Below are 24,514 nucleotides of genomic sequence, written 5' to 3'. Positions count from 1 at the left end.
ATTCTCCAGAAGGGCCGATTGGCGGAGAATAAACTTTGTGCGGCCGGCGGGGAAGCGGCGCGATTTCGTCAGCTCGCTTCCGTCTCAGAACAAAGCGCAACCAGATGGTAACTTCCACGGCCTTAGGAAAAAGCGTGGGATTTGACGGCCGTGTGACGGCTTGCGGCGTCCAGGAGCTATAAAGTGGATGAGATGCCCGTCGAGACGACCCTTTACTCCTTGAGCGATCGCGCGCCGGCGCTCGATGATCGCCGCGTGGGTGAGCGCCACCTCACTCTGTTCCGAGTCGGCACCATGGTGGTCGACGGACGGCGCGAGCTGTGCCTGATCAAGAACATCTCGGCCGGCGGAGCGATGCTTCGGCTTTATAGCGAAAGCCTGCGCCTTGGCGGCGAGCTGACGGTGGAGCTGAAGTGCGGCCAGCCGCTGAAAGGCAAGGTTGCCTGGGTGCAGAGCCCCAATGTCGGCCTGGTGTTCGACAAACCGATCGATGTCATCGCCATGCTCAGCCAGAGCGAGGACGGGCCGCGCCCGCGCATGCCGCGGATCGAGACGTCGTCCTTCTGCACCCTTCGCGACGGGGCCAATATCGTCCGGGCGCGGGCGTGCGATATCAGCCAGGGTGGGATCAAGGTCGAGACCGCCGCGAACTTCGCGCGCAATGCAGAGGTGGTGGTGAGCCTGCCGGGCCTTCCGCCGCAGCCGGGGGTGGTGCGCTGGACCTCCGAGGGGTGCGCGGGGATCACCTTCAACCGACTGCTGCCCCTGCCCTCGCTGATCGACTGGCTGAAGGCGCGCAGCGGAACGCGCAACGCCGCCTGACCCTTTGACGATCTGAACCTATCAGGCGGGCGGCAGCGTGCCCGGCCGTTCTTTACTTGCCTAGTGGATTCGGTGCCTTGGCGACGCCCCAAGCCTGTTCCAGGCTGCGCTCGCTGCTGGTCATCGGTTTGGAGACCAAGCCGGGGCGGCGGAAGGCCGGGATGATCCGCGGGCGCGGCGTCGGCACGTGGCGAAGCAGCGCTTCGGGCGTCAGCGGCGCGTGGAAGTGGATTCCGGCGCGCTTATTGCTGACCCAGACGATCTTGCCCGCGACGCTGAGATCCCCCTTGCGGAAGCGGATCTCCGAGCCTTCGTGCGGCAGCCCTTCGCTCTCGATCAGGGCTCCTTCGGCGGACAGGTTGCGCAGCTTCACGTCCAGCGTTCGCCCGGCCGCCATCTCGATCATGGCGGTCAGGAGCACGTTGGAACGGCGCTGACGGCGATTCTGAACCTGACTGCTTTCGTCCATGCTGCCGGAACTAACGGTCGGGGGTAAAAATTTCATTTAGCGTGATCGCCCGCCATCGCTTCTTGCCTTTCGTGCTCTTGGCTGCGGCCATTGGCGTTTTCCTGTTCCTCGAATGGATCGGCGGGTCGACCTACCCGCTCGACGTCGCCGCGATCCGCGAGGGCGCGTTGTGGCGGGCCCTCAATCCCCAGGCCGAGGGGATCATCATCCTCTATACTCACCTCGGCAGCGCCCCTGCCCTGCTGAGCATGACCGCGCTGGGCGCAGGGTGGCTGTGGTGGCGGCGCAAGCGTGCGCGGGCAGCAGCACTGCTGGCGGCGGTGCTGGGCACGCGAGCCGGAGTGGAGATCCTCAAGCTGGTGGTCGACCGGGCGCGGCCGAGCCTCGATCCGCATCCGGTGGTGGTCCATTCCCAAAGCTTTCCAAGCGGTCATGCCAGCAACAGCATGGCGACCTTTCTGGCGCTGGCGCTGTTCGTGGCGCCTGAGCACTGGCGGCGGCCGGCAGTGGTGGCGGCGGTCACAGCGTCATTGGCGATGGGGACGACCCGGCCGGTGCTGGGCGTGCATTGGCCGAGCGATGTCCTAGCCGGATGGATCTTCGGGGCGAGCGTGACCTTGCTCGCCTGGTGGTGGCTCAATCGGCGCGACGCTCGAAGCGAAGCATGAGGTTGTTGGCAGGCATGTCCCGCCGCTCGGCAAGGTCGAACCCAGCGGCACGGGCCTCGGCGGCAAAGGCGGTGAGTTCGCGCAGGCCGAAGCGCGGATCGCGTTCCTTCAACTTCTCGTCGAACGCGTGGTTGGAATAGACGAGCAGCTCGCCCTCCACCCGCCAGGGTCCGTAGAGGATCAGCGGTGCGCCGGGCTGCAGCAGCCGCGCGGAGCCAGCGAGCAGGCCCGTGCTGGCTTCAGGCGGCGAAATGTGGACGAGGTTGACGGCGAGCACCGCGTCGGCGCGAGCGATCGGCCAGTGCTCCGCCGTGACGTCGAGATGCAGCGCAGGCTTGAGGTTGGGCGTACCTTCCTCCTCGCGGTAGGCGTCGATCGAGGCGCGCGCATCCGAAGCGGGATCGCTCGGCTGCCAGGCCAGGTCGGGAAACGCTGCGGCGAAGTGGAGGGCGTGCTCGCCGGTGCCGGCGGCGATCTCCAGCACCTCGCCCGAGGCAGGCAGCCAGTCGCGCAGAACCCCTAGGATCGGGTCGCGATTGCGGAGCGCTGCGGGGCTGCTGTGCTTCACGAGCGTGCAGCAGCGCGAGCGCGGCGTTCGCGAATGGCGAGCCAAATCACGAGCCCAAGCGGGCCGGCGAGATAGGTGAGGACAAGGATCGGCGCCTGCGCCAATCGCGAGAAGCCCTTGTTATCCGCGTCGCGGCTGATCCACAGGCCGACGAACAGGTCGAAGGCAAGATAATGGGTCCAGCCGACGACCACCCCGGCGTCGGTCAGGAACAGCTTGCGCAGCCCGCCGATGCTGTAGTCCGAGATGTCGAACGGCGCCGCGCCCGGGAGGGCCACCGGATCGACGACCTTGCCAATCAGCAAGACCAGCAGCACGGCGTAGGTAAGGCAGAGAAGGCCAACGCCGGCGTAAAGGATCGCTGAATAGGTCAGCGGCCGGCGCGGCGCGAAGAGTAGCAGCGCCCAAGCGATGAGCGCGACGAGATTGGTGAAGCTGAAGAGCGTTTGCCAGAGCATCCGCTGGTCCTAGCGCCGTCCCGCCGCTGCCAGCAAGGCGCGGGCGCGCAGCGCGATCTCAAGCCGGGTGACGGCGATCAGCCCGAATATCGTGCCAAGGGCGAAGTCGGTAAGGTTGAGGGTTACGCTTTCGGGCGCGCCGGGGCCGATCCACAGGTTGGCGAGGAAGCGCAGCGCGACCAGGCTGACGAGCATGGTCACGGCCCAGCGGGAGCGGCGCAGAAGCACTTCCCCGCTGACTTCATCGAAGCGCAGAATGAACAAGCGCCCCCGCCACCAGCCGGCGGCCGCCCCGACCAGCAGCCCGGTTCCGAGCAACAGCAGGCCCTTGGCACCCGGCGGGTGCCGCGACAGCGCGAACGCGATCACCGCGAGGTAGAGCGACGGTGCGAGCCACAGGAAGCGGCGGCTGAGCGGGCGTTCGGGATGGCGCCGCCGCAACCGCAGGGCGAGCACCAGCGCGAGGGTGAGGAGCGGCCCGGCGACGTTGGTCACCAGGCCGTTCGGGTCCCAGGCGATCAGCGGTCGCCGATCTCGCTCGGGGTCGGTGCTTCGGCGGCGGCCGGAACCGGCTCCTTCCACGCGACCACGGGCTTGCGCGCCGCAAGCGTCTCGTCGAGGCGGCGGCGGGGCGCGTAGTGGGGCGCGCTCTTGAGGCTTTCGTCCCCTGCCCGCGCCCGCTCCGCGACCGAGCGCAGCGCCATGATGAACTGATCGAGCGCCGCCTTGCTTTCGGTTTCAGTGGGCTCGACCAGCATCGCGCCATGAACGACCAGCGGGAAATACATTGTCATTGGGTGGAAGCCCTCGTCGATCAGCGCCTTGGCGAGATCGAGGGTCGAGACGCCGTCGGCAAAGCCCTTATCGCTGAACAAGGCTTCGTGCATGCACGGGCCCGAGTGGGCGAAGGGCGCGTCGAGCACGTCTTCCAGGCTACGCAGGATATAGTTGGCGTTGAGCACCGCATCCTCTGCGACCTGCTTGAGGCCATCGGCGCCGTGGCTGAGGATGTAGCTCAAGGCCCGCGTGAACATGCCCATCTGGCCGTGAAAGGCGGTCATCCGGCCGAAGCTCTGCATCTTGCCGCCGAAATGCTCGGCCGAGAAGGCGTCGGCCTGCTCTTCCTCGATCAGGTGGACGACGCCGTCCGCCGTTTTGGCGGTGTAGGGCAGCGGACCGAACGGCGAGAGCGCCTCCGACAGCACCACCGGACCCGAGCCCGGACCGCCGCCGCCGTGGGGCGTCGAAAAGGTCTTGTGGAGGTTGATGTGCATGGCGTCGACGCCAAGGTCGCCCGGGCGGACCTTGCCGACGATGGCGTTGAAGTTCGCGCCGTCGCAATAGACGAACCCGCCAGCGGCGTGGACCGCGTCGCTGATCGCCTTCATGTCGGGCTCGAACAGGCCGCAGGTGTTGGGATTGGTGATCATCACCGCGGCGACGTCGGGTCCGAGGCGGGCTTTCAGCGCGTCGAGGTCGACCCGGCCGGCGGCGGTGGCGGGGATGTTCTCGACCCGATAGCCGCAGAAGGCGGCGGTGGCGGGGTTGGTTCCGTGGGCGCTTTCGGGCACCAGCACCACCTGCCGCGCGTCACCGCGGGCTTCGAGCGCGGTACGAATGCAGAGCAGACCGCACAGTTCGCCGTGGGCGCCGGCCTTGGGGCTCATCGCCACGCCGTGCATGCCGGTGAGGTCGATCAGCCAGAAGGCGAGCGTGTTGATGAGTTCGAGCGCGCCCGCCACTGTTTCGCGGGGCGCGAGCGGGTGGATGTCGGCGAAGCCCGGCAGCCGGGCGATCTTCTCGTTGAGGCGCGGGTTGTGCTTCATGGTGCACGAGCCGAGCGGGAACAGGCCAAGGTCGATGGCATAGTTCTGGCGGCTGAGGCGGGTGTAATGGCGCACCGTCTCGGGCTCGGTCAGGCCGGGCAGGCCGATTGGGGCGGAGCGCAGCAGGGTGCCGAGGCCGCTGTCGCGCTGCTCGGGCACGTCGATGTCGACGCCGGTGGTGTCGGTGTCGCCGATCTCGAAGATCAATGCTTCCTCAAGCATCAGCGCGCGGTTGCCGGTCACGGTGCCGGTGTCGGTGGCGCCCTGCACCGGGCTCGATGGCTTCCAGCCGCTCTGGTTGATGGTCACTTGACTGCCTCCGTCAGCGCCTTGGCCAGCGCGTCGATATCCTCGTCCGTCGCGGTTTCGGTGACCGCCACCACCAGCCCTTTCCCAAGCTGCGCTTCGTCCGGATAAAGCCGGCCGAGCGACACCCCGCCAAGCACCCCTTGTTCGACCATGCGGTGGACGGCGGGCCGGGCCTCCACCGGAAGCTCGAGGGTGAATTCATTAAAGAACAGGTCGTTGACCAGCCGCACGCCGGGGATGGCGGCGAGCTTGTCGGCGGCGGCGCGGGCGCGGGCGCGGTTGAGCGTGGCCAGCTGCCGAAGCCCCTTTTCGCCGAGCAGGGTCATGTGGATCGAGAAGGCCAGCGCGCACAGGCCGGAGTTGGTGCAGATGTTGCTGGTCGCCTTTTCGCGGCGGATGTGCTGCTCGCGGGTGGAGAGGGTGAGCACGAAGCCGCGCTTGCCGTCGGCGTCGATGGTCTCGCCCGCGATGCGGCCGGGCATCTGGCGGATATGCTTTTCGCGGCAGGCGAACAGGCCGACGTAGGGGCCGCCGAAATTGAGGCCGACGCCGATCGACTGGCCTTCGCCAACCACGATGTCGGCGCCCATTTCGCCCGGAGACTTGAGCAGGCCGAGGGCCACCGGCTCGGTCACCACCGCGATCAGCAGCGCGCCCTTGGCGTGGGCGGCGTCGGCGATGGGCTGGAGGTCGGTGACCCGGCCGAGGATGTCGGGATATTGCACCACCACCGCGCTGGTTTCGCCGTCGATGCGATCGGCCAGCCCGGCGACGTCGGTCTCGGCGGTCAGCGTCGGCGCGGCGGTTTCCAGCGTGTCGCCGGTGAACTTGGCCATCGTCCTGCAGACGCCGACATAATGCGGGTGGAGGCCCGAGGAGATAAGGGTCTTGGCCTTGCGGGTGATACGGCGAGCCATGCCGATCGCTTCCCAGCAGGCGGTCGAGCCGTCGTACATCGAGGCGTTGGCGACTTCGCAGCCGTAGAGCCGCGCGACCTGGCTCTGGAATTCGAACAGCACCTGCAGCGTGCCCTGCGCGATCTCCGGCTGATAGGGCGTGTAAGCGGTCAGGAACTCGCCGCGCTGGATCAGGTGATCGACGCTGGCGGGAATGTGGTGCTTGTAGGCGCCGCAGCCGAGGAAGAAGGGCGCGTCGGACGCGGGCAGGTTCTTGCGAGCGAGCGCGGTCAGCTGACGCTCCACCGACAGTTCGGAGGCGTGCAGCGGAAGGCCGTGGATCGCGCCATCGAGCCGCGCTTCTTCCGGCACGTCGCGGAACAGCTCGTCGATATTTGCCGCGCCGATGGTGGCGAGCATCTCGGTGCGGTCGGTGTCGGAAAGGGGAAGATAGCGCATCAGGGCTTGTCCATGGTGAAGCGGAGGCGGATGTAATCGGCGATTGCGGAGCCGTGGCGGCGGGCGACGGCGGCGGCGATGGCGGGACGCTGGTCGTCCGGCACCCCGGCGCGGTCGAGCCAGCCCTTGCGGAAGGCGAGGACCCAGCCTTCGACGCCGTGATCGAGTGGGGTCGGTCGCTCGATCAGCTCGGCATCGACGTTGCGGAAGCCGACGCTTTCGTAAAGCGCAGCGAACTCGTCGGGGGTCGGATACCAGTTGGCGGCATAGGTCGGCGGGCCGAAGCCGCGTTCGACCAGCTCGTCGTCGAGGTGACGGCGAAGCGCGGCGAGATTGCCGTCACCGCCCATTTCGCCGACGAAGCGGCCACCGGGCTTAAGCGCGAACCAGATGGCGCGGGCGGCGCGTTCCTTGGCCAGCACCCAGTGCAGGGTGGCGTTGGAGAAAGCGGCGTCGAACGCTTCGGCGAATTTGAGGTCGGCCGCGTCCATCAGCCGGGCGTCGAGCCCCTTGGCCCGCGCGGCACCGATCATCGACAGGCTGTTGTCGATACCGACCACCTCGGCGCCCGCTTCCTTGATCCGCAGCGTCAGCGTCCCATCGCCGCAGCCGACGTCGAGGATCGTCTCGCCGGGCTGCGGCGCGAGCAAGTCCAGTGCGGCGGCGCCCAGCGCAGGCACGAAGCCGCCCACGCGGGCATAGTCCGCCGCATCCCAGCTTGAGGTCGAGGCGGGCGCATCGATCACCGGTTCGAAACGAGCCTCGGGCTGTGCAACATGCTGGCGCGATCGGTGCAGACGACGATATCCTCGCTGGCCGGGCCATGCGGGAATTCGCGGTCGGCATCGCGGTGAAGGCAGGTTGGATCAAAGCGGCCGTCAACCGTGATTAGTTCACCCAGTCGCGACTGGACCCGACGATCGAAAATCAACGACGTCCCGATCGCAATGTCGCGGGCTCCCTTTCCGCCATGCTCGCGCAAGCTGCAGCCGAGGGGACGGCAGTTGGTGACAACACCGCGAACCCGGATCAGCTGCCCGTCGAGCGCCGCGTGATGCTGCCACACCTCGCGAATCGAGTAAGCGGGCGGCTTGGCCGGTGCCGGCAGCTCGGCCGGCGCCGCCGACGCAAGAAGCGCAAGCAGAATCAAAGGGTTTCGACCCAGGCCCTGTAGGCGGCTTCGTCCATCAAGCCGTCGAGTTCGGCCGGATCGGCAAGGCGGAGCTTGAAGAACCAGCCTTCGCCTTCGGGATCGCTGTTGATGATCGAAGGATCGTCGGCGATCGCCGGATTGGCTTCGAGCACTTCGCCCGAGGCGGGGGCGTAGACGTCGCTGGCGGCCTTGACCGATTCAACCACCGCCGCTTCGCCGCCCTTGTCGAGCGTCTTCCCGGCTTCGGGCGCTTCGGCGAACACGATGTCGCCGAGCTGATGCTGGGCATGGTTGGTGATCCCGACGGTGGCGGTGTCGCCTTCGACGCGGATCCACTCATGTTCCTTGGTGAAATGAATGCTCACTGGTTGGTCCCCTTGCGATGATAGCGGTGCGGCACGAGCGGCATGGCGGCGACGGTCGCCGTGAACAGCTTGCCGCGTTGTTCGAGCGTGAGGGTGGTGCCCGGCTGGCTGAGCGCGGCGGCGACGAAGCCCATCCCAATCGGCGCCTCGAGGCTGGGCGAGAAGCCGCCGCTGGTAACGCGGCCGACTTCATTGCCCTCGGCGTCGAGGATGCGGCCGCCTTCGCGGACCGGCTGGCGGCCTTCGACGGTGAAGGCGACGCGCTTCTGCACCGCGCCTTGTTCGAGTTCGGCGAGGATGCGGGCCGCACCGGCGAAGCCGCCGTCGCTGCGGCGGCGCTTGTTCACCGCGAACAGGAGGTCGGCCATGATCGGCGTGGTCTGCTCGTCGAGATCGTGGCCGTAGAGCGGCAGCCCGGCTTCGAGGCGCAGCGAGTCGCGCGCGCCGAGACCGATCGGACGCACCCGCTCATCGGCGAGAAGGAGGTCGGCGAGTCGTTCGGCGGCATCGGCGGGGAGCGAGATTTCGACCCCGTCCTCGCCTGTGTAGCCCGAGCGGCTGATCCACGCCTGGCTCCCGGCAAGGTCGAAGCTGCCAGCCTGCATGAAGGACAGCTCGGCGACGCCCGGCGCGTGGGCGGCGATGACGTCCACGGCTTGCGGTCCTTGCAGCGCGAGCAGCGCCTGGGTCGCGAGATAAGTGAAGGGCACACCGGCCGCTTCCAGCACGGCCATGTCGCCGATCTTGGTCGCGCCGTTGACGACGATGTACCAGCCGTCCGCGCGGCGGGTGATCATCAGGTCGTCGAGAATGCCGCCGGTGTTGTTCAGCAGCAGGCTGTACTTGGGCCGGCTGTCCTTCATCGCGAGGAGGTCGGCGGGAAGCAGGCGCTCCAGCGCTTCGGCTTGGTCGAGCGGCACGAGCAATTGGCCCATGTGGCTGACGTCGAACAGCCCGGCGTGGGTCCGCGTCCAGCGATGCTCGGCGATGATGCCTTCGTATTGGACCGGCATATGGTAGCCGGCGAACGGCACCATCCGGCCGCCGCGGGCACGGTGCCAGGCATCGAGGGGCAGAGTGCTGAGGGGAAGATCGAGGACGTCGGCCACGGACATGAACTCCTGAAGGTTCGCGCCCCCTGGCCCACCGGTAAAGGCGGCCACGAAGCCCAAGCGAACCCCCGTCTGTCCCTTGGTGCCTGAGAGCTTTCCCCCGCAAGCGCGAGGTTACCCCTTCGGCGGCCAGGACCTGACGGCCATGGCACTTTCCAGACGACCTTCGACCACGCGCGGTCCTTTTGCCTGAGAGATTCCGGGGGCGGTTGCTCCTTCGGCGCCCTGGTCGAGCCAGGGCCTCTCCCGCGCGAGTCGCCCGGCGTTGCCGCCGGACTGGCTGCCACCGGCTCTAGGGAGACCCCCGCCCCTGTCAACGCGGCTTTGGGCCAGGCGCAAGAATCCACGTGGGGACGAGCTTGATCCGTGTTAAGCTGCGGCCAGCATCCTCAGGGGGAAACGTCGATGCACATGAAACATCTTCTGCTTGCCACAACGCTTGGTCTGTCCGCGGCCGTGCCTGCCCGGGCCGACACGATCTGCGAATGGATGGACTTTGCTCAGAAGCAGCTGCCGCAGGGGCCCCCGCCGACAATGGGCCTCACCCAGTCGCTGACCGGCGAGAATGATCATGCCATGACCAAGGTCGCGCTGGCGATGTTCGAAGCGGTGAACGCGATCGATCATCGCTATCGCAGCTATGTGGGTCTCGCTCCGGGCGCGGCCAGCGCGGACCAGCAGGTCGCGGCGATGACGGCCGCTACCGAAGTGCTGAAAGCGCATCCCGCCGCACGCAAGACCGAGCTCGAGGAGAATTACGAGCTGGCGCTCGCGGGCGTCGCCGACAATCCGGCCAAGCAGGCCGGCGTGGCGCTCGGAAAAGCGGCTGCGGCCGCGGTGCTGAAGTTGCCCGACATCGACAGCGCCATCGCGCAAAGCCCGTATCGACCGGCTGTGACGCCGGGCCAATGGGTGCCCACCGCCCTTCCCGCCACCGCGCCCTACAGCATCGCTTATCGCCCCTGGGTGCTGAAACGCGCGGACGAGGTGCGTCCTGCGCCACCGCCCGCGCTGACCAGCGCGCGTTATGCCCGTGACCTCGATGAAGTGCGGCGCTTGGGGTCACGCACCAGCACCGAGCGGACCAAGGTCCAGACCCTCATGGCGCGGTACCGGATCACCAGCACCGAAATGCCGGCGCTGCGGACCGTGGCGGACCAGGACGGTCGCCGGCTGGTCGACAATGCCCGCTTGTTCGCGCTCTATGGGATGCTGGTCGACGATCTGCAGATCGCCATGTCGGACGGCAAGCTACACTACGCCTTCTGGCGGCCGATCACCGCTATCCGCAACGCGGACAAGGATGATAATCCCGCCACCACCGCCGATCCCGGCTGGCTGCCGCTGATGAACACCCCGAATCATGCCGAATATCCCTGCGGTCATTGCCTGTTCGCGGGCGGCGTGGCCGAGATGATGACGGCGGTCGGCGGCGGGAAGGCGCCCGCATGGGGGGTTCGCGTCGGATCGATGTCGCTGCCCAACAGCGCAATCCAAGTGCTGCCCGACTGGAACGAATGGGCAAGCCAGGTCAGCTATTCGCGTACGCTCGGCGGGGTCCACTACCGCTTCAGCAACGAGGCCGGTGACGCGATGGGCCGCGAGGTCGCACGGCTGGCGCTGGAGCGCGTGCTTCAGCCGCTTCCCGCGGCCGAGGTGAGGCCGGCGTCATGATGGTGCGGCGGATCGGCGGCACGCTCGCCGGTGTGGCAGCGGCGGTGCTCGTCATCATGGGGATCGAGGCGATCGGCCATCAAGCGACCGGCGCACCGGCCGACCCCGCACAGGCGACGCCTGCAATGATGGCCTGGGTGCTAATTGCCTGGACGATCGGCACGGCCGTCGGCGCGCTGGTCGGCGCGACCATTGCCCGCTGGAGTGGCGCTGCGTGGTTTCCGGCGGCGCTGGTGCTGTTCGGCGTGGTGATGACCGCGCTCGCCATCCCGTCGCCTTGGTGGCTGACGGTTGGCGGCGTGGTGCTGCCCCTGCTCGCCGCCGCCTTGATCAGCCGGCGAGCGAACGCGGCCTATCAGCGGGTCGCGTTGTAGCGGAGCTGCTCGGTGGTCAGCTGAAAGCCGACCAGATGCTCGTACGAGGCGCGAGCCACAGCGGCCCGGACGGTCGGGTCCGAGAGCGGGTCGACGGCGGCGTCCGCGTCGCCCGGCTTGCGCTGGCGGGTCAGCTCGCGCTGGATTTCCGGCGGAAGGGTGACGGACGCGCGGCTCACCCGCACCGTCGCCTGGCTGTTGGTCTGGGCACGCAGCGAGCCGGCCGGGAAGTTCAGTGCCACCGAGCCGATCCGCTTGGCGGTGACATTGGTCCCGCCCTGCATCGCCACCGCAAAGAACGGCAGCACGACCTGGCGTGCTTGGCCCGCATCGCGGCGGGTTGCCACCACGTCAAAGGTCGCGGTGCTGACGACGTTGGCGGCGTCCTCGGTGCAGGTGGAGCGGAGGTTTGTGATGGTCGCCACCACGTCGATCGCGCGCGCATCGCGGCTGGTCGCCGGATCGAACAGCGTCACGTCGCCGGTGGCCGCCGGAATGGCGACCTGCGGGCAGCCCGTGCGGGTGACATAGACGCCGGTATCGGCGATCTGGCCATCGCGGGCACAGCCGGCGAGGAGCAGGGCGATGAGGGCGGCTGAGCCGGCACGACGCGAGATGATCATGGGGCAAGGCTCATAGGAAGCCCCTTCTTTCCAAGCAAGCGATGCCTTACATGGCCGCCATGCAAGACGGCGCCAGCCCCCTCCACCTGATCATCGCCGCGCCGCGCGGCTTCTGCGCCGGCGTGGAACGCGCCATCCGCATCGTCGAGCTCGCGCTCGAGCGTTACGGGGCGCCGGTCTATGTCCGGCACGAGATCGTTCACAACAAATATGTGGTCGACCGGCTGAAGGCGATGGGCGCGGTGTTCGTCAAGGAAGTAAGCCAAGTGCCGGACGGCGTGCCGGTGGTGTTTTCCGCGCACGGCGTGCCCAAGACGGTGCCCGCCGAAGCGCAGGGTCGCGGGCTCGATTACCTCGACGCCACCTGCCCGCTGGTCAGCAAGGTCCACCGCCAGGCCCAGCGCCTGATCGAGGCCGGGCGCCATATCCTTTTCATCGGCCATGCCGGGCATCCGGAAGTGATCGGCACGTTCGGTCAGGTTCCGCCGGGGTCGATGACCCTGGTCGAGACCGAGGACGACGTGCCGCTGATCGAGGTCGCCGATCCCGAGAATCTCGCCTTCCTGACCCAGACTACCCTGTCGGTCGACGATACGGCGGCGATCGTCGCGGCGCTGCACCGGCGCTTTCCGGCGATCAAGGCGCCGCGCGGTGAGGACATCTGCTATGCGACCTCCAACCGCCAGGCAGCGGTCAAGGCGATGGTAGAGCGGGTCGACAAGATGCTGGTGATCGGCGCGCCCAACAGCTCCAATTCGCTGCGCCTTGCCGAAGTCGCCGAGCGCGAGGGCGTGCCGGCGCGGCTGATCCAGCGCGCGGTGGAGATCGACTGGGAGTGGCTGGGTTCGCCCAAGGTCGTCGGCCTGACCGCCGGCGCGTCGGCGCCCGAAGTGCTGGTGGAGGAAGTGATCGAGGCGCTGTCAGAGCGCTTCCGGCTCACCATGGAAGAGCAGGACCACGTGCCCGAAGGCCTCACCTTCAAGCTTCCGCGCGAACTCGTCGCCTAGGGGCTTGTCTTCGCCCCGCCGCCCCCGCATCGGCAGCGGATGAGCGAGCTTCCCCACGTCGAATTGTTCACTGACGGCGCCTGCAAGGGCAATCCGGGTCCCGGCGGCTGGGGCGCGCTGCTGCGCATGGGGGCGAAGGAAAGGGAGCTGTCGGGCGCCGAGAATCCGACCACGAACAATCGCATGGAACTGATGGCCGCGATCAAGGGGCTGGAGGCGTTGACCCGGCCGTGTCGCGTGACGCTATCGACCGACAGCATGTATGTGAAGGACGGCATCACCAAGTGGGTCCACAACTGGCGCCGCAACGGCTGGCGCACGGCGGACAAGAAGCCGGTCAAGAATGTCGAGCTGTGGCAAGCCTTGTGCGCGGCGGTGGAGCCGCATCAGATCACCTGGAAATGGGTCAAGGGCCACGCCGGCCACGCCGAGAACGAGCGAGTCGACCAGCTTGCCTGCGCCGCGGCGGAAAGCGTGCGCGGCTAGGCGAAGCGCGTGGGATCGTAGACGGCGGGATCGACCCCGTCCGGCATCTCGCCTTCGCCAAGCAGCAGAGCCGCGCCCATCTGCGCGGCGGCGGGCGCAGTCTGGATGCCGAAGCCGCCCTGCCCCACGCACCAGAAGAAATCCGTTCGGCCGGCCGCAAAGCCGATGGCCGGCACCCGGTCTGGCGTAAAGGTGCGAAGACCCGCCCAGCGGCGCTCCACCGCTTCAACCGACCAGTTGACCACGGACTGGAAGCGATCGATCGCCAGCGCGATGTCGAGCTCTTCGGGCGCCGCGTCGCATGGGTCGCAGTCGATCTCGTCATGCGGGCTGAGCCAGATCGAGCGATCGCCCTCGCCCTTGAAGTAAAAGCTGCCGTCGGCCCCTACCACCAAGGGCAGGTGACGCAGCCCGGTGCGGCCTAGCCGGAGCTGGACCATGGTGCGGCGCTTGGGTGCGAGACCGAGCGGCGCGATATCGCAGCCTTGCGCCACCGCATCGCCCCACGCTCCTGCCGCATCGACAATGCAGTCCGCCTCGATGATCCCGCCACCGTCCAGCGCGACCGTCCATCCGCTGGTCCCGCGGCGGGCCGAAGCGAAACGGGCGTCAGTGCGGATCTCGCTGCCAGCCCGGCGCGCGGCGGCGAGGAAGTCGGCGTGCAGGCTCGCGACGTCGATGTCGGCGAGCGACGGCTCGTCGGCGCCGTGGGTCCATTCCGCGCGAAGGCCGGGCAGCCTGTTCTCGAGATCCAGGCGGTCGAGCGGCCGCACCGACACACCCTCGACCAGCTCGATCTCATCGCCGTCGCGGGCAAGGTGGATGGCACCGCGCGGGGACAGGTAGCCGCCGGCTTCCAGCAAAGGATGGCTGGCGCGGCTCAAGGGAGCGACAAAGGGACCGCCATAGCCTTCGTGCCAGAAGGCGGCGGAGCGGCCGGTGCTGTGGTAGCCTGGCTGGCTTTCGGCTTCGATCAGCAGGGTGCGCCGGCGGCCCGCGATGGCGGCAGCGAGGCTGGCGCCCGCGATGCCTCCGCCCACGATCAGTAGCTCGACCTTGCTCATGCTGCGTGCCGGTTACGGCCTTGGCCCCTGCGCCGTCCAGTGGCCGCGCAAGGAAGACGCCCAAGCTGCAGTTCGCCGAACCATATCTTAACCATTTTGGCCGATCTGTTCCCCATTCAAAGGGTTTCCTGCGAGTTTCGAGGAAGGGGCGGGGTGTCGCCATGGATGTGAAGAAGATTGCACTTCTGGTGGGAGCGTTGCTGGTTGCAGCGGTTACTGCCGTGATGGCCAAGAACATGTTTGCAGGCGCTTCGGCTCCGCAGGCAGAAGCGGCCGCCGTGCCGATGGGCCCCAAGATCCTGGTTGCGCGCAAGCCGCTTCCGGTGGGCGCCATGGTCGATGCCGAAAGCTTTGGCTACCAGCCCTGGCCCGCCGAACTGGTTCAGCAAGCCTATTACACGGAAGGCGGCCCAGACGCCGATCCGGCCAAGATGATCGGCATGGTGGTGCGCAGCGCCATCACCGCCGGCCAGCCGGTGACCCGCGGCCAGCTGGTCGGTCCGCAGGATCGCGGTTTCCTCGCCGCGGCCCTGACCCCCGGCATGCGTGCCGTCACGGTGCCGGTCAGTGACATCGCGGCCGTAGCCGGCTTCGTCTTCCCGGGTGACCGCGTCGACATGGTCCTGACCCAGACGGTCACGGGCGGCGGCGATGGTCCGCCGCTCAAGGTCTCCGAGACGATCATCCGCAACCTGCGCGTGCTTGCCACGGGCCAGGTCACCAATCGTGTGGGCGAGGACGGCAAGCCGACTGTCGCCAGCTTCGGCAACGTCACCTTTGAAGTGACGCCCAAGATCGCCGAAAAGATTGCGGTCGCCCAGAACCTGGGTCAGCTCAGCCTCGCGCTGCGCAGCATCGCCGACAACCAGTCGGAGCTCGAGCGGATGGTTGCCGCCGGCGAGGTCAAGGTGCCCGCAGGTGCCAACCCGGCCGAAGAGCGCCGCATGCTGATGGCGATGGCCAGCCAGCCGATGGACAGCTCGCCGACCTTTGCCACCGGCGGCGACGTGTCGCGTTTCCAGCGCCGCTCGGTCCCTGCCCGCACTGCCGCCGCTCCGTCGCCCGGCGCGGCCGCCGCTCCGGCTCCGCAGGCTCCGGCCCCGGCGCCAGGCGCTGCTCCGGCGGGTCCGGTCGGTCCGACCGTCCGCGTCGCCCGCGGCAACAATGTCAGCTTCGTTCCAGTGGGGGCTCGCTAAAGATGAGCAAGGGTAACAAGTCCTTTGGGCGGGTGGCTTCGGCCTTTGCCGCCCTGGCCCTCGGCGCTTCGGCGCTGAGCCTAGCCGCCGCCCCGGCCGCCGCACAGCCCATGGCCGCGCGTCCGTCGGAAACGCTCAACATCTCGGTCGGCACCGGCACCATGGTGCGCCTGTCGGCCCCGATGAGCGATCTGTTCATCTCCAACGACGCCGTCGCCGATGTGCAGGTTCGCTCGCAGAACCAGCTCTACATCTTCGGCAAGGGCCGGGGTGAGACCACCGTTTACGCGACCGACAAGTCGGGCCGGGTGGTGTACGCCGCTAATGTCCGGGTCGGCACCAACGTCGGCTCGGTCGACGAGATGCTGCGCGCGGCAATGCCCGAATCGCAGATTCAGGCGACCCCGATGAACAACCTCGTGCTGCTGACCGGAACGGTCGCCAGCCCCGAGGATGCCGCCGAAGCGCAGCGCCTGGTCCAGGCTTACATCGGCGACGGTACGCAGGTGGTCACTCGTCTGCGCACCGCGGTGCCGCTGCAGGTCAACCTCAAGGTCCGCATCGCCGAAGTGAACCGCTCGGCACTGAAGCAGATCGGCGTCAACCTGCTCAGCCGCGACTCGACGAGCGGCTTTCAGTTCGGCGTTGCGCAAGGTGGCGCCCCGACCCCGGCTCCGGGTTCCCCGCTGAACATCGCCGCCAAGGGCGCTGGCCTGTCGCTGGGCGCTGCGGGACGACTGTTCGGGCTCGATCTCATCGGCACGCTCGACCTGCTTGCGACAGACGGTCTTGCGACCACCCTTGCGGAGCCGAACCTGACTGCCCTGTCGGGTGAGACGGCAAGCTTCCTTGCCGGCGGCGAATTCCCGATCCCGGTCAGCCAGGGTGTCGGCGGTGCGGTCTCGATCGAATACAAGAGCTACGGCGTCGGCCTGATGTTCAGCCCGATCGTGCTGGCCGACGGCCGCATCTCGATGCGGGTGAAACCAGAGGTCAGCGAGCTCAACAACGACACCGGCCTTCGCCTCGGCGGCTTCGACATTCCGGGTCTGATCACCCGGCGCGCCGAAACCACGCTGGAACTCGGCTCCGGTCAGAGCTTCATGATCGCCGGCCTGCTGCGGTCGAATGCGTCCAACAACATCAGCAAGGCGCCGGTTCTCGGCGACCTGCCGATCCTGGGCGCGCTGTTCCGCTCGTCGGGCTTCCGGCGCTCGGAGACCGAGCTGGTGATCATTGTCACTCCGTACCTGGTTCGCCCGGTCAACGGCCGTCTTCCGACGCCGCTCGATGGCTACCGCGTTCCGCATGACGGCACTGCAATCCTCGAAGGCCAGACCTTCAAGGGCGTGTCGGGGCCGCAGGCGGTGGCAAAGCTGCCGGCGCCTGCCCTTGCCACCGGTGCAGCGGCTGCCGCTCCGGCGCCCGGCTTCAAGCTCTAAGCGACCCCAGAAACAAGGACGTGAGCATGATCAACAAGCTTTCACTTCTGCTGCTGGGGTCAGTGGCACTTGCTGGATGCCAGGTGCATCGCGGCGAGGACCGCCCCGCACGCGGGCTCATCCCGGTCAACCAGCCGGTCGTCAGCCGTGCCGACTATGTGTTCGACGCGGCAGCTCCCGGCGGCAGCCTCGGCGCCCAGGAAGCGGCCCGGCTCGACGCCTGGTTCCGCGGCCTGGAGCTCGGCTACGGCGACGTGGTCAGCGTTGATGGCATCGATTCCGCCGCAGCCCGGCCGGACGTTGCACGGCTTGCGGGTCGCTATGGCTTGCTGCTTGCCGACGGCAGCCCGGTGACAGCGGGCGTCATCCCGCCGGGCGCCGTGCGGGTTGTGGTCAGCCGCACCCGCGCATCGGTTCCCAATTGTCCGAACTGGTCGCGGGAAAGCAATCCGAACTTCTCCAACGAGATGATGAGCAACTTCGGCTGCGCTGTCAGCGGCAATCTGGCCGCCATGATCGCCAATCCCGGCGATCTCGTCAGCGGGCGTGAGCCGTCCGGCATCGCCGATCCCGTGCTCAGCAACAAGGCCATCGAAAGCTATCGGGCCAAGGCCGCCAAGGGAGGCAATTGATGAACGCGCCCAATCCCCGCGCAGGTTTGCGTGATCCGTTCACCGCTTTCGTCTGCGACGATGCCACCGCAGAGGTGCTTCGCCCGGTCGCGGTGGAGCATGGCTGGAGCCCCGAGAAGGTCAACAAGGGCGGGCTGCGCAACGCGGTTCAGTCGCTGTCGGTCTCGGCTTCCCCGAACATCCTGTTCGTGGACCTGTCGGAATCGGCCGACCCGCTGAACGACATCAACGCGCTGGCCGAAGTGTGCGAACCAGGCACGATTGTGATCGCGGCCGGCGGCGTCAATGACGTGCGCCTGTACCGCGACCTCCTCGCCAGTGGCATCCACGACTATCTGCTGAAGCCGTTCAGCGTCGACCAACTGCGTGACACCTTCGCCAATGCCCAGATGATCCTGTCAGGTCCGCGCGGCGAAGCGCAGACCGACAAGCCGCACATCATGTCGGCGGTGATCGGCGTTCGCGGCGGGGTCGGTGCCTCGACGCTCAGCACCAGCCTCGCCTGGCTGCTGGGTGCCAAGGCACAGCGTTCCACTGCGCTGCTGGATCTCGACATCCACTTCGGCACCGGCGCGCTGGCGCTCGACCTCGAGCCCGGCCGCGGTCTCACCGATGCGATCGAGAACCCGAGCCGCATCGACGGCCTGTTCATCGAACGCGCCATGGTCCGTGCCAACGAGCGGTTGAGCGTGCTGTCGGCCGAAGCGCCGATCAACCAGCCGCTGATCACCGACGGGACGGCCTACTTCCAGCTACAGGAAGAAATGAAGAACGCGTTCGAGGCCACGGTCCTCGACCTGCCGCGCAACATGCTGATCCAATATTCGCACATGGTGCACGACGCCCATGTTGCGGTGGTGGTCAGCAACCTGACGCTTGCCTCGACCCGCGATACCATTCGCGTGCTCGCCTGGCTCAAGAGCAATGCGCCACAAACCAAGGTCATCATGGTCGCCAATCAGGTGCCCTCGGGCGGCGGGCTGGAAATCTCCCTCAAGGACTTCCAGGACTCGATCGAGCGCAAGGTGGACGTGCAGTTGGCGTCCGATCCCAAGCTTGCCGCGCAGGCGGCCAAGCTCGGCAAGCCGATGGCGGAAATCGCTAGCGGCAAGGCCGCGGCGCCCTTCAGCCAGCTGTGCAACATGGTGCTGAGCCACGCGACCGAGGAAGGCGCCGGCGACGCCGCCAAGCTCGCGGCCGCAGCCCAGTCCAAGTCGCTGATGACCAGCCTCAAGGGCATGCTCGCCAAGCAGCCGGCCAAGGCCGCCGCGTAAGAGCCGTCAACACGGCGCGCGATAAACAGATGAGGATGCCGGCATGTCCCTGACCCTGATGCTTCTTGGCTTTGGCGTGGTGGCCATGCTTGGCATGCTCTTCGTCGCCCTGTCGGGCCCGAGTTCGGGCAAGGCCCTGAAGCGGCGCCTGGAAGCGGTGCGCGAGCGGCATGGCGAGAATGCCTTGCCGGCGGTTGCCAACGCCCAGATCCGCAAGCTGCTGTCGCGCAAGGATTCCAAGGTCGAGAGCCTCGCCTCCGGCCTGGTTCCCAAGCCCGCGGTGATGCAGCTGCGACTGGAAAAGACCGGCCGCCAGATCAGCCTTGGCCGCTATGCGGTGATCAACCTTGGTCTGGTGGTGGTGGTCGCCGGCCTCATGCTGTCGCGCGGCGCGCCCTTCCTGCTGTCCATGCTGTTCGCCATATTCATCGGCATCGGGGTTCCGCATCTTGTCATCGGCAAGATGATCACCGGACGGCTCAAGGCCTTCAACGTCAACTTCCCCGATGCCATCGAGCTGATGGTCCGCGGTCTGCGCTCGGGTTTGCCGATCACGGAAACGCTCAGCATCGTGTCGGCCGAGGTCAAGGGTCCGGTCGGGGTCGAGTTCCGCGCGGTCAGCGACAAGATGAAGATCGGCCTCACCATGGAAGCCGCGCTTCAGGAAACCGCCGATCGCCTGGGCACGCCGGAATTCCAGTTCTTCGTCATCACCCTCGCCATCCAGCGCGAGACCGGCGGCAACCTGGCGGAAACCCTGTCCAACCTTGCCGACGTGCTCCGCAAGCGCGCGCAGATGAAGCTCAAGATCCGGGCCATGAGCTCCGAAGCCAAGGCCTCGGCGATGATCGTCGGCGCCCTCCCCTTCATCGTCTTCGTCATGGTCTACATGCTCAACCCCAATTACATGGGCGGCTTCTTCTCGGACGAGCGCCTGATCGTCGCCGGGGTGGGCGCGATGGTGTGGATGGGCATCGGCGTCGCCGTCATGGCCAAGATGGTCAACTTCGAGATCTAGGGGCAACAGCACCATGCAACCCGCAGCCTCCGGGCCCACTCTCCTCGGCGTCGACGTCATCTGGTTTGCGACCCTGCTGACGGGCGTCGCGACGATGGCGGTAATGATCGCCATCTATGCCGCGACCACGGTCCGCGACCCGATGGCCCGCCGCGTCAAGGCGCTGAACGAGCGCCGCGAGCAGCTCAAGGCGGGCATTGTTGCCTCGACCAACAAACGCAAGAGCCTGATCAACAAGAACCAGGCAGCCGACAAGGTCCGCGGCATTCTGTCCACCTTCAAGATGGTGCAGGACAGCCAGCTTCAGGAAATCCAGACCAAGCTGCTGCAGGCCGGTATCCGCACCAAGGATCTCGCCTTCTTCATCATCTTCGGCCGGCTGATCCTGCCGGTGGTCCTGGGCGGCGCCGCGATCCTTTCCGTCTACGTCTTCGACGCTTTTCCCGACTGGGGCGCGTTCAAGAAGTATGCGATGGTCGCGGGCGCCCTGATCGGCTCCTACAAGGCCCCGGACCTGTGGCTGAAGAACAAGATCAACAAGCGCAGCGCGGCGGTCCGCAAGGGTCTTCCCGACGCGCTCGACCTGTTGGTCATCTGCGCCGAAGCCGGTCTTACCGTTGACGCCGCCTTCGGCCGGGTCGCGCGCGAACTGGGCAAGGCTTATCCCGAGCTTGGCGACGAATTCGGCCTGACGTCGATCGAACTCGGCTTCCTCAACGAGCGGCGGCAGGCGTTCGACAATCTCGCCAGCCGGGTCGACCTGGAAGCGGTCCGCGGCGTCGTCACCACCATGATCCAGACCGAGAAATACGGCACGCCGCTCGCCTCGGCACTGCGCGTATTGTCGGCCGAATTCCGTAACGAGCGCATGATGCGCGCCGAAGAAAAGGCTGCACGCCTTCCGGCGATCATGACCGTGCCGCTCATCCTGTTCATTCTGCCGGTGCTGTTTGTGGTCATTCTGGGCCCGGCGGCCTGTTCGATCAGCGACAGCATGATCGGCGGCGGCTAAGCCTGAGGTTATTGTGGGCGGCCAAGGGCGGTCGGTGGGGAACCATCGGCCGCCCTTTGTCGTAATGGTCGTTACGCAACCGCATCCTGACAGGGACCAGCCCCATGACGAACTTCACCACCGACCAATGGATCATCCTCGGTCTTGTTTTCGTGCTCGGCCTGCTGGTCGGCATGTGGATGACCAGCGGTGGACGCCGCAAGTGGAAGACCCGCTACAACGAGGAGGTCACCGCGCGAAAGGCGCTGGAGACCCGCGACAAGGAGCGCGAGACGACCTGGGCGACCCGCGAAAAGGAATTGCGTGACGAGGCCGACCGCCGCGAGGCCGCTGCCCGGGCCGCAGCCGTGTCGGCCCCCGCCGCGCGCACCGATCCTTATGTCGACGACCGCCTGCGCGACCGTCACCCGGACGATCTGTCGGCGCCGCGCCGCGATCTCGACCGCGATGGCGTGCCGGACAATTACGACCGCCGCCCCCTGGACGGCGATCGCCGCTAAGGCGGCCTAGCCCTCGATCCGCGAGAAATCCGCGACGCCGTGAACGGCGTTGCGGAAGCGGGCGAGGATGTTGAGGCGCCGGCGCCGGACGGCCGGGTCGGCGTCGTTCACCGTGACCTTGTCGAAGAAGGCGTCGATCGGCCCGCGCAAGGACGCCAGCGCGGCCATCGCGGCGGCGAAATCCTCCGCTTCCACTGCCTGGCGCGCGCGGGGTTCCGCCTCATCCAGCACCATGATCAGCGCCCGCTCTTCGCCGGGTGCGTCGGCCGGCAGCTCGGAGCCTGACGCCTGCCCGGCAATCGAGGCGGCAAGTTCGGGCGCTTGATCGACCTCGACCAGCGGATCTTCCTCGCCGGTCTGCGGGATCGCCTGCTCGCCCCGGTCGGCCATGACCCGCGGAAGGTCCCAATTTTCCTTCTTGAGGATATTGGCGGCCCGCTTGTAGCCAGCGAGGAGATTGGCTCCGTCGCCCCCTTCGACGAACGCCTGCAACGCCGCGACGCGGGCAAGAACGCGAACGAGATCGTCCTCACCGCCGAGCGCGAATACCGCGTCGATCAGGTCGTGGCGGACGCCCGCCTCCCGCTGCTGCACCTTGAGACGGTCGGCGAAGAAGTCGAGGAGGTCGCCTTCGGCAATCGGCAGACGAAGGCCGTTTCCGGTGACGATCTGGATCACGCCCAGCGCCGCACGGCGCAACGCGAACGGGTCCTTGCTGCCGGTCGGTGGCATGCCGGCGCCGAAGAAGGCCCGCAGCGTGTCGAGCTTGTCGGCGAGCGCCACCGCCACCGTGACCGGCGCGGTCGGCACGTCGTCGCCCTGCCCGACCGGCTTGTAGTGATCGCGCACCGCGTCGGCGACGGCCTTGGGCTCGCCCTGCGCTGCGGCGAGGTAGCCGCCGATCAGGCCCTGCAATTCGGGGAACTCGCCGACCATGCCGGTGACGAGGTCGGCCTTGCTGAGTTCGGCCGCGCGGCGGGCGTGGTCGGGGTCGCAGCCGGGCACCACCGCTTCGATCGCCAGCCATTCGGCGAGATCGGCGATGCGCCCCACGCGCTCCGCGACGGTCCCGAGCTTCTCGTGGAAGACGATTCCGGACAGCTTCTTCGCCTGCTCGTCGAGCGGGATCTTGAGGTCCTGCTCCCAGAAGAAGCGCGCATCGCTGAGCCGCGCCGCCAGCACCCGCTGGTTGCCCGCGACGATCGCCGCGCCGCCATCGCTAGCCTCGATGTTGGCGGTGCAAATGAAGGCCGGGGCCAGCGCGCCGCTGTCGTCGCGAAGGACGAAATACTTCTGGTTGGTGCGCGCGGTGAGCTGGATCACCTCGGGCGGCACGTCGAGATAATCGGCGTCGAAGCGGCCGAGCAGCGGCACCGGCCATTCGGTGAGGCCCGCGTTCTCCGCCACCAGCCCTTCGTCCTCGACCAGGGTCAGCCCGGCGTCGGCGGCAAGCGCCCGGGCGCGTTCGCGAATGATCGCGGCGCGTTCGTCGGCGTCGACAATGACATGGCAGGCGCGCAGCTTCTCGGCATAGTCGGACGCGCCGCCGAGCGTGATCGGTCCCGGGTGATGGAAGCGGTGGCCGACGGTGGTCGCGCCGCTGGCGAGGCCTTCGACCTCGACCAGCACGATTTCGTCACCGAGCAGCGCGACGATCCCCTGCAGCGGGCGCACCCAGCGCAGCGAGGCGTTGCTCGCGGAGGCCGCGCCCCAGCGCATCGACTTGGGCCAGGGAAAATCGCGAATGATCCGCTCGATCGCCGCGCCCAGCACCGCGGCGGTGGGCTGGCCCGGTTTGTCGATCACGGCGAAGAAGACGCCGTCGCGCTCGACCAGTTGATCCTGGCTGAGCCCGGTCTTGCGAAGGAAGCCTTCCAGCGCCTGCGGCGGCGCGGAAGCGCGCGGACCCTTAAGCTCTTCGCTCACCGCCGCGGTCGCCAGCGGCAGGCCGCGTGCGATCAGGCCCAGCCGGCGCGGCGTCGCGAAGGTGTCGATCTCGTCCGCTTCGAGCCCGGCCTTGGCCAGCTCCTCGCCGAACATCCGTGCGAGGTCGTTGCGGGCGCGCCCCTGCATCCGCGACGGGATTTCCTCCGACAGGAGCTCGAGCAGGAAGTCGCGTTGGGTCGGCGTGACCGGCGCCGGGTCGAGCGGCGCATGCTCGCGGGTGGAACCGGCGCTCATGCCGCTTTCTCCCCTTGGCTCTCAAGCCAGGCGCCGCACGCCGCTTTCGCCAGATCGCGGACGCGGCCGATATACGCCTGCCGCTCGGCGACCGAGATCACCCCGCGCGCTTGCAGCGTGTTGAAGATGTGGCTGGCCTTGATCGCCTGCTCGTACGCCGGGATCGCGAGCTTGCGGTCGAGGCAGTTCTGGCATTCTTCGCTCGCCTTCCGGAAGGCATCAAACAGGCGTTCGGTCCCCGCAACCTCGAAATTCCATTCGCTCATCTGTTTCTCGTTGGCGAGGAAGACGTCGCCATAGGTCGCCTGCCAGCCGCTTGGGGACGGGCTGTTGAACTTCAGGTCGTAGACGTTGTCGACGCCCTGGATGTACATCGCCAGCCGCTCCAGCCCGTAGGTGAGTTCGCCCGCGACCGGCGAGCAGTCGAACCCGCCGACCTGCTGGAAATAGGTGAATTGCGTCACCTCCATCCCGTCGCACCACACTTCCCAGCCGAGGCCCCAGGCGCCCAGCGTTGGGCTTTCCCAATCGTCTTCGACGAAGCGGATGTCGTGGGCCATGACATCGATCCCGATCGCGGTCAGGCTGTCGAGGTACAGCTGCTGGAGGTCGGGCGGGCTCGGCTTCAGCATCACCTGATACTGATAATAGGCGCCAAGCCGGTTGGGGTTCTCGCCATAGCGCCCGTCTGTCGGGCGGCGGCACGGCTGGACGTAGGCGCAGTTCCATGGCTCGGGGCCGAGCGCGCGCAGCACGGTTGCCGGGTGAAAGGTGCCGGCGCCCATCTCCAGGTCATAGGGCTGAAGGATCAGGCAGCCCTTCTCGGACCAGTAGCGGTGAAGGGTCAGGATCAAGTCCTGGAAGCTGAGGGGCGCAGGCGCGGTCATGGCCGCGGGCCATAGGCCGGAGCTTGGCAGCGGGGCAAG

27 protein-coding genes and 1 riboswitch are annotated in these 24,514 nt (G+C 67.5%); of the genes, 13 read left to right on the top strand and 14 right to left on the bottom strand.

The annotated features are described in order from the left end of the window. Positions 1 to 192 precede the first annotated feature (192 nt). Positions 193 to 822: a PilZ domain-containing protein gene (locus ACP69Z_RS07215; protein WP_426268063.1), complete on the top strand. Its 630-nt coding sequence runs from the start codon at positions 193 to 195 to the stop codon at positions 820 to 822. Positions 823 to 874: 52 nt separating this feature from the next. On the opposite strand, the gene ACP69Z_RS07210 is transcribed toward ACP69Z_RS07215, so the two are convergent. Further along, entirely contained in the window at positions 875 to 1,291 is a 417-nt protein-coding gene (locus tag ACP69Z_RS07210) for a PilZ domain-containing protein (protein ID WP_426266832.1), read from the bottom strand. A gap of 71 nt (positions 1,292 to 1,362) precedes the next feature. Here ACP69Z_RS07210 and ACP69Z_RS07205 point away from each other — a divergent pair, with 71 nt between their 5' ends. Further along, entirely contained in the window at positions 1,363 to 1,959 is a 597-nt protein-coding gene (locus ACP69Z_RS07205; protein ID WP_426266831.1) for a phosphatase PAP2 family protein, read from the top strand. Here the strand turns inward: ACP69Z_RS07205 and ACP69Z_RS07200 are convergent. The 9 genes from ACP69Z_RS07200 to gcvT are packed head-to-tail and all read right to left on the bottom strand — an operon-like array spanning position 1,928 to position 9,108. Beyond that, complete coding sequence (locus ACP69Z_RS07200) at positions 1,928 to 2,527, bottom strand: DUF938 domain-containing protein (protein WP_426266830.1); 600 nt, start codon at positions 2,525 to 2,527, stop codon at positions 1,928 to 1,930. The genes ACP69Z_RS07205 and ACP69Z_RS07200 overlap by 32 nt on opposite strands. Further along, entirely contained in the window at positions 2,524 to 2,985 is a 462-nt protein-coding gene (locus tag ACP69Z_RS07195) for an ABA4-like family protein (RefSeq protein ID WP_426266829.1), read from the bottom strand. Before ACP69Z_RS07195 ends, ACP69Z_RS07200 begins: the two co-directional genes overlap by 4 nt. 9 nt (positions 2,986 to 2,994) lie before the next feature. After that, the gene (locus tag ACP69Z_RS07190; RefSeq protein WP_426266828.1) at positions 2,995 to 3,480 is read right to left on the bottom strand and encodes a hypothetical protein; all 486 of its coding nucleotides are present in this window, start codon (positions 3,478 to 3,480) and stop codon (positions 2,995 to 2,997) included. Positions 3,481 to 3,503: 23 nt separating this feature from the next. After that, on the bottom strand, positions 3,504 to 5,120 hold the full coding sequence (gcvPB, locus tag ACP69Z_RS07185; protein WP_426266827.1) for an aminomethyl-transferring glycine dehydrogenase subunit GcvPB: 1,617 nt from the start codon (positions 5,118 to 5,120) through the stop codon (positions 3,504 to 3,506). After that, on the bottom strand, positions 5,117 to 6,475 hold the full coding sequence (gene gcvPA / locus ACP69Z_RS07180; RefSeq protein WP_426266826.1) for an aminomethyl-transferring glycine dehydrogenase subunit GcvPA: 1,359 nt from the start codon (positions 6,473 to 6,475) through the stop codon (positions 5,117 to 5,119). Before gcvPA ends, gcvPB begins: the two co-directional genes overlap by 4 nt. Beyond that, on the bottom strand, positions 6,475 to 7,221 hold the full coding sequence (locus ACP69Z_RS07175; protein ID WP_426266825.1) for a class I SAM-dependent methyltransferase: 747 nt from the start codon (positions 7,219 to 7,221) through the stop codon (positions 6,475 to 6,477). The genes gcvPA and ACP69Z_RS07175 overlap by 1 nt, the downstream gene beginning before the upstream one ends. Next, positions 7,218 to 7,625 (bottom strand): hypothetical protein, encoded by a 408-nt coding sequence (locus ACP69Z_RS07170; protein WP_426266824.1) that lies wholly within the window; start codon positions 7,623 to 7,625, stop codon positions 7,218 to 7,220. The genes ACP69Z_RS07175 and ACP69Z_RS07170 overlap by 4 nt, the downstream gene beginning before the upstream one ends. Further along, a complete protein-coding gene (gene gcvH / locus ACP69Z_RS07165; protein WP_426266823.1) occupies positions 7,622 to 7,993 on the bottom strand; it encodes a glycine cleavage system protein GcvH in 372 nt (123 codons plus the stop codon). Before gcvH ends, ACP69Z_RS07170 begins: the two co-directional genes overlap by 4 nt. Then, complete coding sequence (gcvT, locus tag ACP69Z_RS07160) at positions 7,990 to 9,108, bottom strand: glycine cleavage system aminomethyltransferase GcvT (RefSeq protein ID WP_426266822.1); 1,119 nt, start codon at positions 9,106 to 9,108, stop codon at positions 7,990 to 7,992. Before gcvT ends, gcvH begins: the two co-directional genes overlap by 4 nt. Before the next feature lie 164 nt (positions 9,109 to 9,272). Further along, positions 9,273 to 9,364, bottom strand: a riboswitch (glycine riboswitch). Between the two features lie 152 nt (positions 9,365 to 9,516). On the opposite strand from gcvT, the gene ACP69Z_RS07155 reads away from it, so the two are divergent. Together ACP69Z_RS07155 and ACP69Z_RS07150 are read left to right on the top strand one after the other, a co-directional pair. Beyond that, positions 9,517 to 10,779 (top strand): vanadium-dependent haloperoxidase, encoded by a 1,263-nt coding sequence (locus tag ACP69Z_RS07155; RefSeq protein WP_426266821.1) that lies wholly within the window; start codon positions 9,517 to 9,519, stop codon positions 10,777 to 10,779. Continuing rightward, positions 10,776 to 11,153: a hypothetical protein gene (locus ACP69Z_RS07150; protein ID WP_426266820.1), complete on the top strand. Its 378-nt coding sequence runs from the start codon at positions 10,776 to 10,778 to the stop codon at positions 11,151 to 11,153. Before ACP69Z_RS07155 ends, ACP69Z_RS07150 begins: the two co-directional genes overlap by 4 nt. Here the strand turns inward: ACP69Z_RS07150 and ACP69Z_RS07145 are convergent. Beyond that, complete coding sequence (locus tag ACP69Z_RS07145) at positions 11,135 to 11,776, bottom strand: hypothetical protein (RefSeq protein ID WP_426266819.1); 642 nt, start codon at positions 11,774 to 11,776, stop codon at positions 11,135 to 11,137. The genes ACP69Z_RS07150 and ACP69Z_RS07145 overlap by 19 nt on opposite strands. Positions 11,777 to 11,835: 59 nt before the next feature. Here ACP69Z_RS07145 and ispH point away from each other — a divergent pair, with 59 nt between their 5' ends. Together ispH and rnhA are read left to right on the top strand one after the other, a co-directional pair. Continuing rightward, positions 11,836 to 12,783 carry a 4-hydroxy-3-methylbut-2-enyl diphosphate reductase gene (gene ispH, locus ACP69Z_RS07140; protein ID WP_426268062.1) on the top strand — a complete coding sequence of 316 codons (948 nt, stop codon included), beginning with the start codon at positions 11,836 to 11,838 and terminating at the stop codon, positions 12,781 to 12,783. A gap of 39 nt (positions 12,784 to 12,822) precedes the next feature. Then, positions 12,823 to 13,269: a ribonuclease HI gene (gene rnhA, locus ACP69Z_RS07135; protein WP_426266818.1), complete on the top strand. Its 447-nt coding sequence runs from the start codon at positions 12,823 to 12,825 to the stop codon at positions 13,267 to 13,269. Here rnhA and ACP69Z_RS07130 read toward each other — a convergent pair. Then, positions 13,266 to 14,333 carry an NAD(P)/FAD-dependent oxidoreductase gene (locus tag ACP69Z_RS07130; RefSeq protein WP_426266817.1) on the bottom strand — a complete coding sequence of 356 codons (1,068 nt, stop codon included), beginning with the start codon at positions 14,331 to 14,333 and terminating at the stop codon, positions 13,266 to 13,268. The two genes, rnhA and ACP69Z_RS07130, sit on opposite strands and share 4 nt — an antisense overlap. Positions 14,334 to 14,494: 161 nt before the next feature. On the opposite strand from ACP69Z_RS07130, the gene cpaB reads away from it, so the two are divergent. From cpaB to ACP69Z_RS07095, 7 genes are all read left to right on the top strand, one after another. Further along, a complete protein-coding gene (gene cpaB, locus ACP69Z_RS07125) occupies positions 14,495 to 15,529 on the top strand; it encodes a Flp pilus assembly protein CpaB (RefSeq protein ID WP_426266816.1) in 1,035 nt (344 codons plus the stop codon). Between the two features lie 2 nt (positions 15,530 to 15,531). Then, positions 15,532 to 16,971 carry a type II and III secretion system protein family protein gene (locus tag ACP69Z_RS07120; protein ID WP_426266815.1) on the top strand — a complete coding sequence of 480 codons (1,440 nt, stop codon included), beginning with the start codon at positions 15,532 to 15,534 and terminating at the stop codon, positions 16,969 to 16,971. A gap of 26 nt (positions 16,972 to 16,997) precedes the next feature. Next, positions 16,998 to 17,603, top strand: a complete 606-nt coding sequence (locus ACP69Z_RS07115; RefSeq protein ID WP_426266814.1) for a CpaD family pilus assembly protein — start codon at positions 16,998 to 17,000, stop codon at positions 17,601 to 17,603. Next, positions 17,603 to 18,877 carry a pilus assembly protein CpaE gene (locus tag ACP69Z_RS07110; RefSeq protein ID WP_426266813.1) on the top strand — a complete coding sequence of 425 codons (1,275 nt, stop codon included), beginning with the start codon at positions 17,603 to 17,605 and terminating at the stop codon, positions 18,875 to 18,877. Before ACP69Z_RS07115 ends, ACP69Z_RS07110 begins: the two co-directional genes overlap by 1 nt. A gap of 43 nt (positions 18,878 to 18,920) precedes the next feature. Beyond that, positions 18,921 to 19,895, top strand: coding sequence for a type II secretion system F family protein (locus ACP69Z_RS07105; protein ID WP_426266812.1), 975 nt, complete (start codon positions 18,921 to 18,923; stop codon positions 19,893 to 19,895). 13 nt (positions 19,896 to 19,908) lie between these two features. After that, on the top strand, positions 19,909 to 20,907 hold the full coding sequence (locus ACP69Z_RS07100; protein ID WP_426266811.1) for a type II secretion system F family protein: 999 nt from the start codon (positions 19,909 to 19,911) through the stop codon (positions 20,905 to 20,907). Between the two features lie 104 nt (positions 20,908 to 21,011). Continuing rightward, positions 21,012 to 21,407, top strand: coding sequence for a hypothetical protein (locus tag ACP69Z_RS07095; RefSeq protein WP_426266810.1), 396 nt, complete (start codon positions 21,012 to 21,014; stop codon positions 21,405 to 21,407). A 6-nt stretch (positions 21,408 to 21,413) separates the two neighbouring features. Here the strand turns inward: ACP69Z_RS07095 and glyS are convergent, their stop codons facing one another. Beyond that, complete coding sequence (glyS, locus tag ACP69Z_RS07090) at positions 21,414 to 23,480, bottom strand: glycine--tRNA ligase subunit beta (RefSeq protein WP_426268061.1); 2,067 nt, start codon at positions 23,478 to 23,480, stop codon at positions 21,414 to 21,416. A 104-nt stretch (positions 23,481 to 23,584) separates the two neighbouring features. Next, on the bottom strand, positions 23,585 to 24,475 hold the full coding sequence (locus ACP69Z_RS07085) for a glycine--tRNA ligase subunit alpha (RefSeq protein WP_426266809.1): 891 nt from the start codon (positions 24,473 to 24,475) through the stop codon (positions 23,585 to 23,587). Positions 24,476 to 24,514 lie beyond the last annotated feature (39 nt).

The organism is Sphingomonas sp. LHG3443-2, assembly GCF_049896405.1.
Taxonomy (GTDB): domain Bacteria; phylum Pseudomonadota; class Alphaproteobacteria; order Sphingomonadales; family Sphingomonadaceae; genus Sphingomicrobium.
Note: the sequence above shows the minus strand (reverse complement) of the source record. Positions and strands in the feature narration are given on the sequence as shown.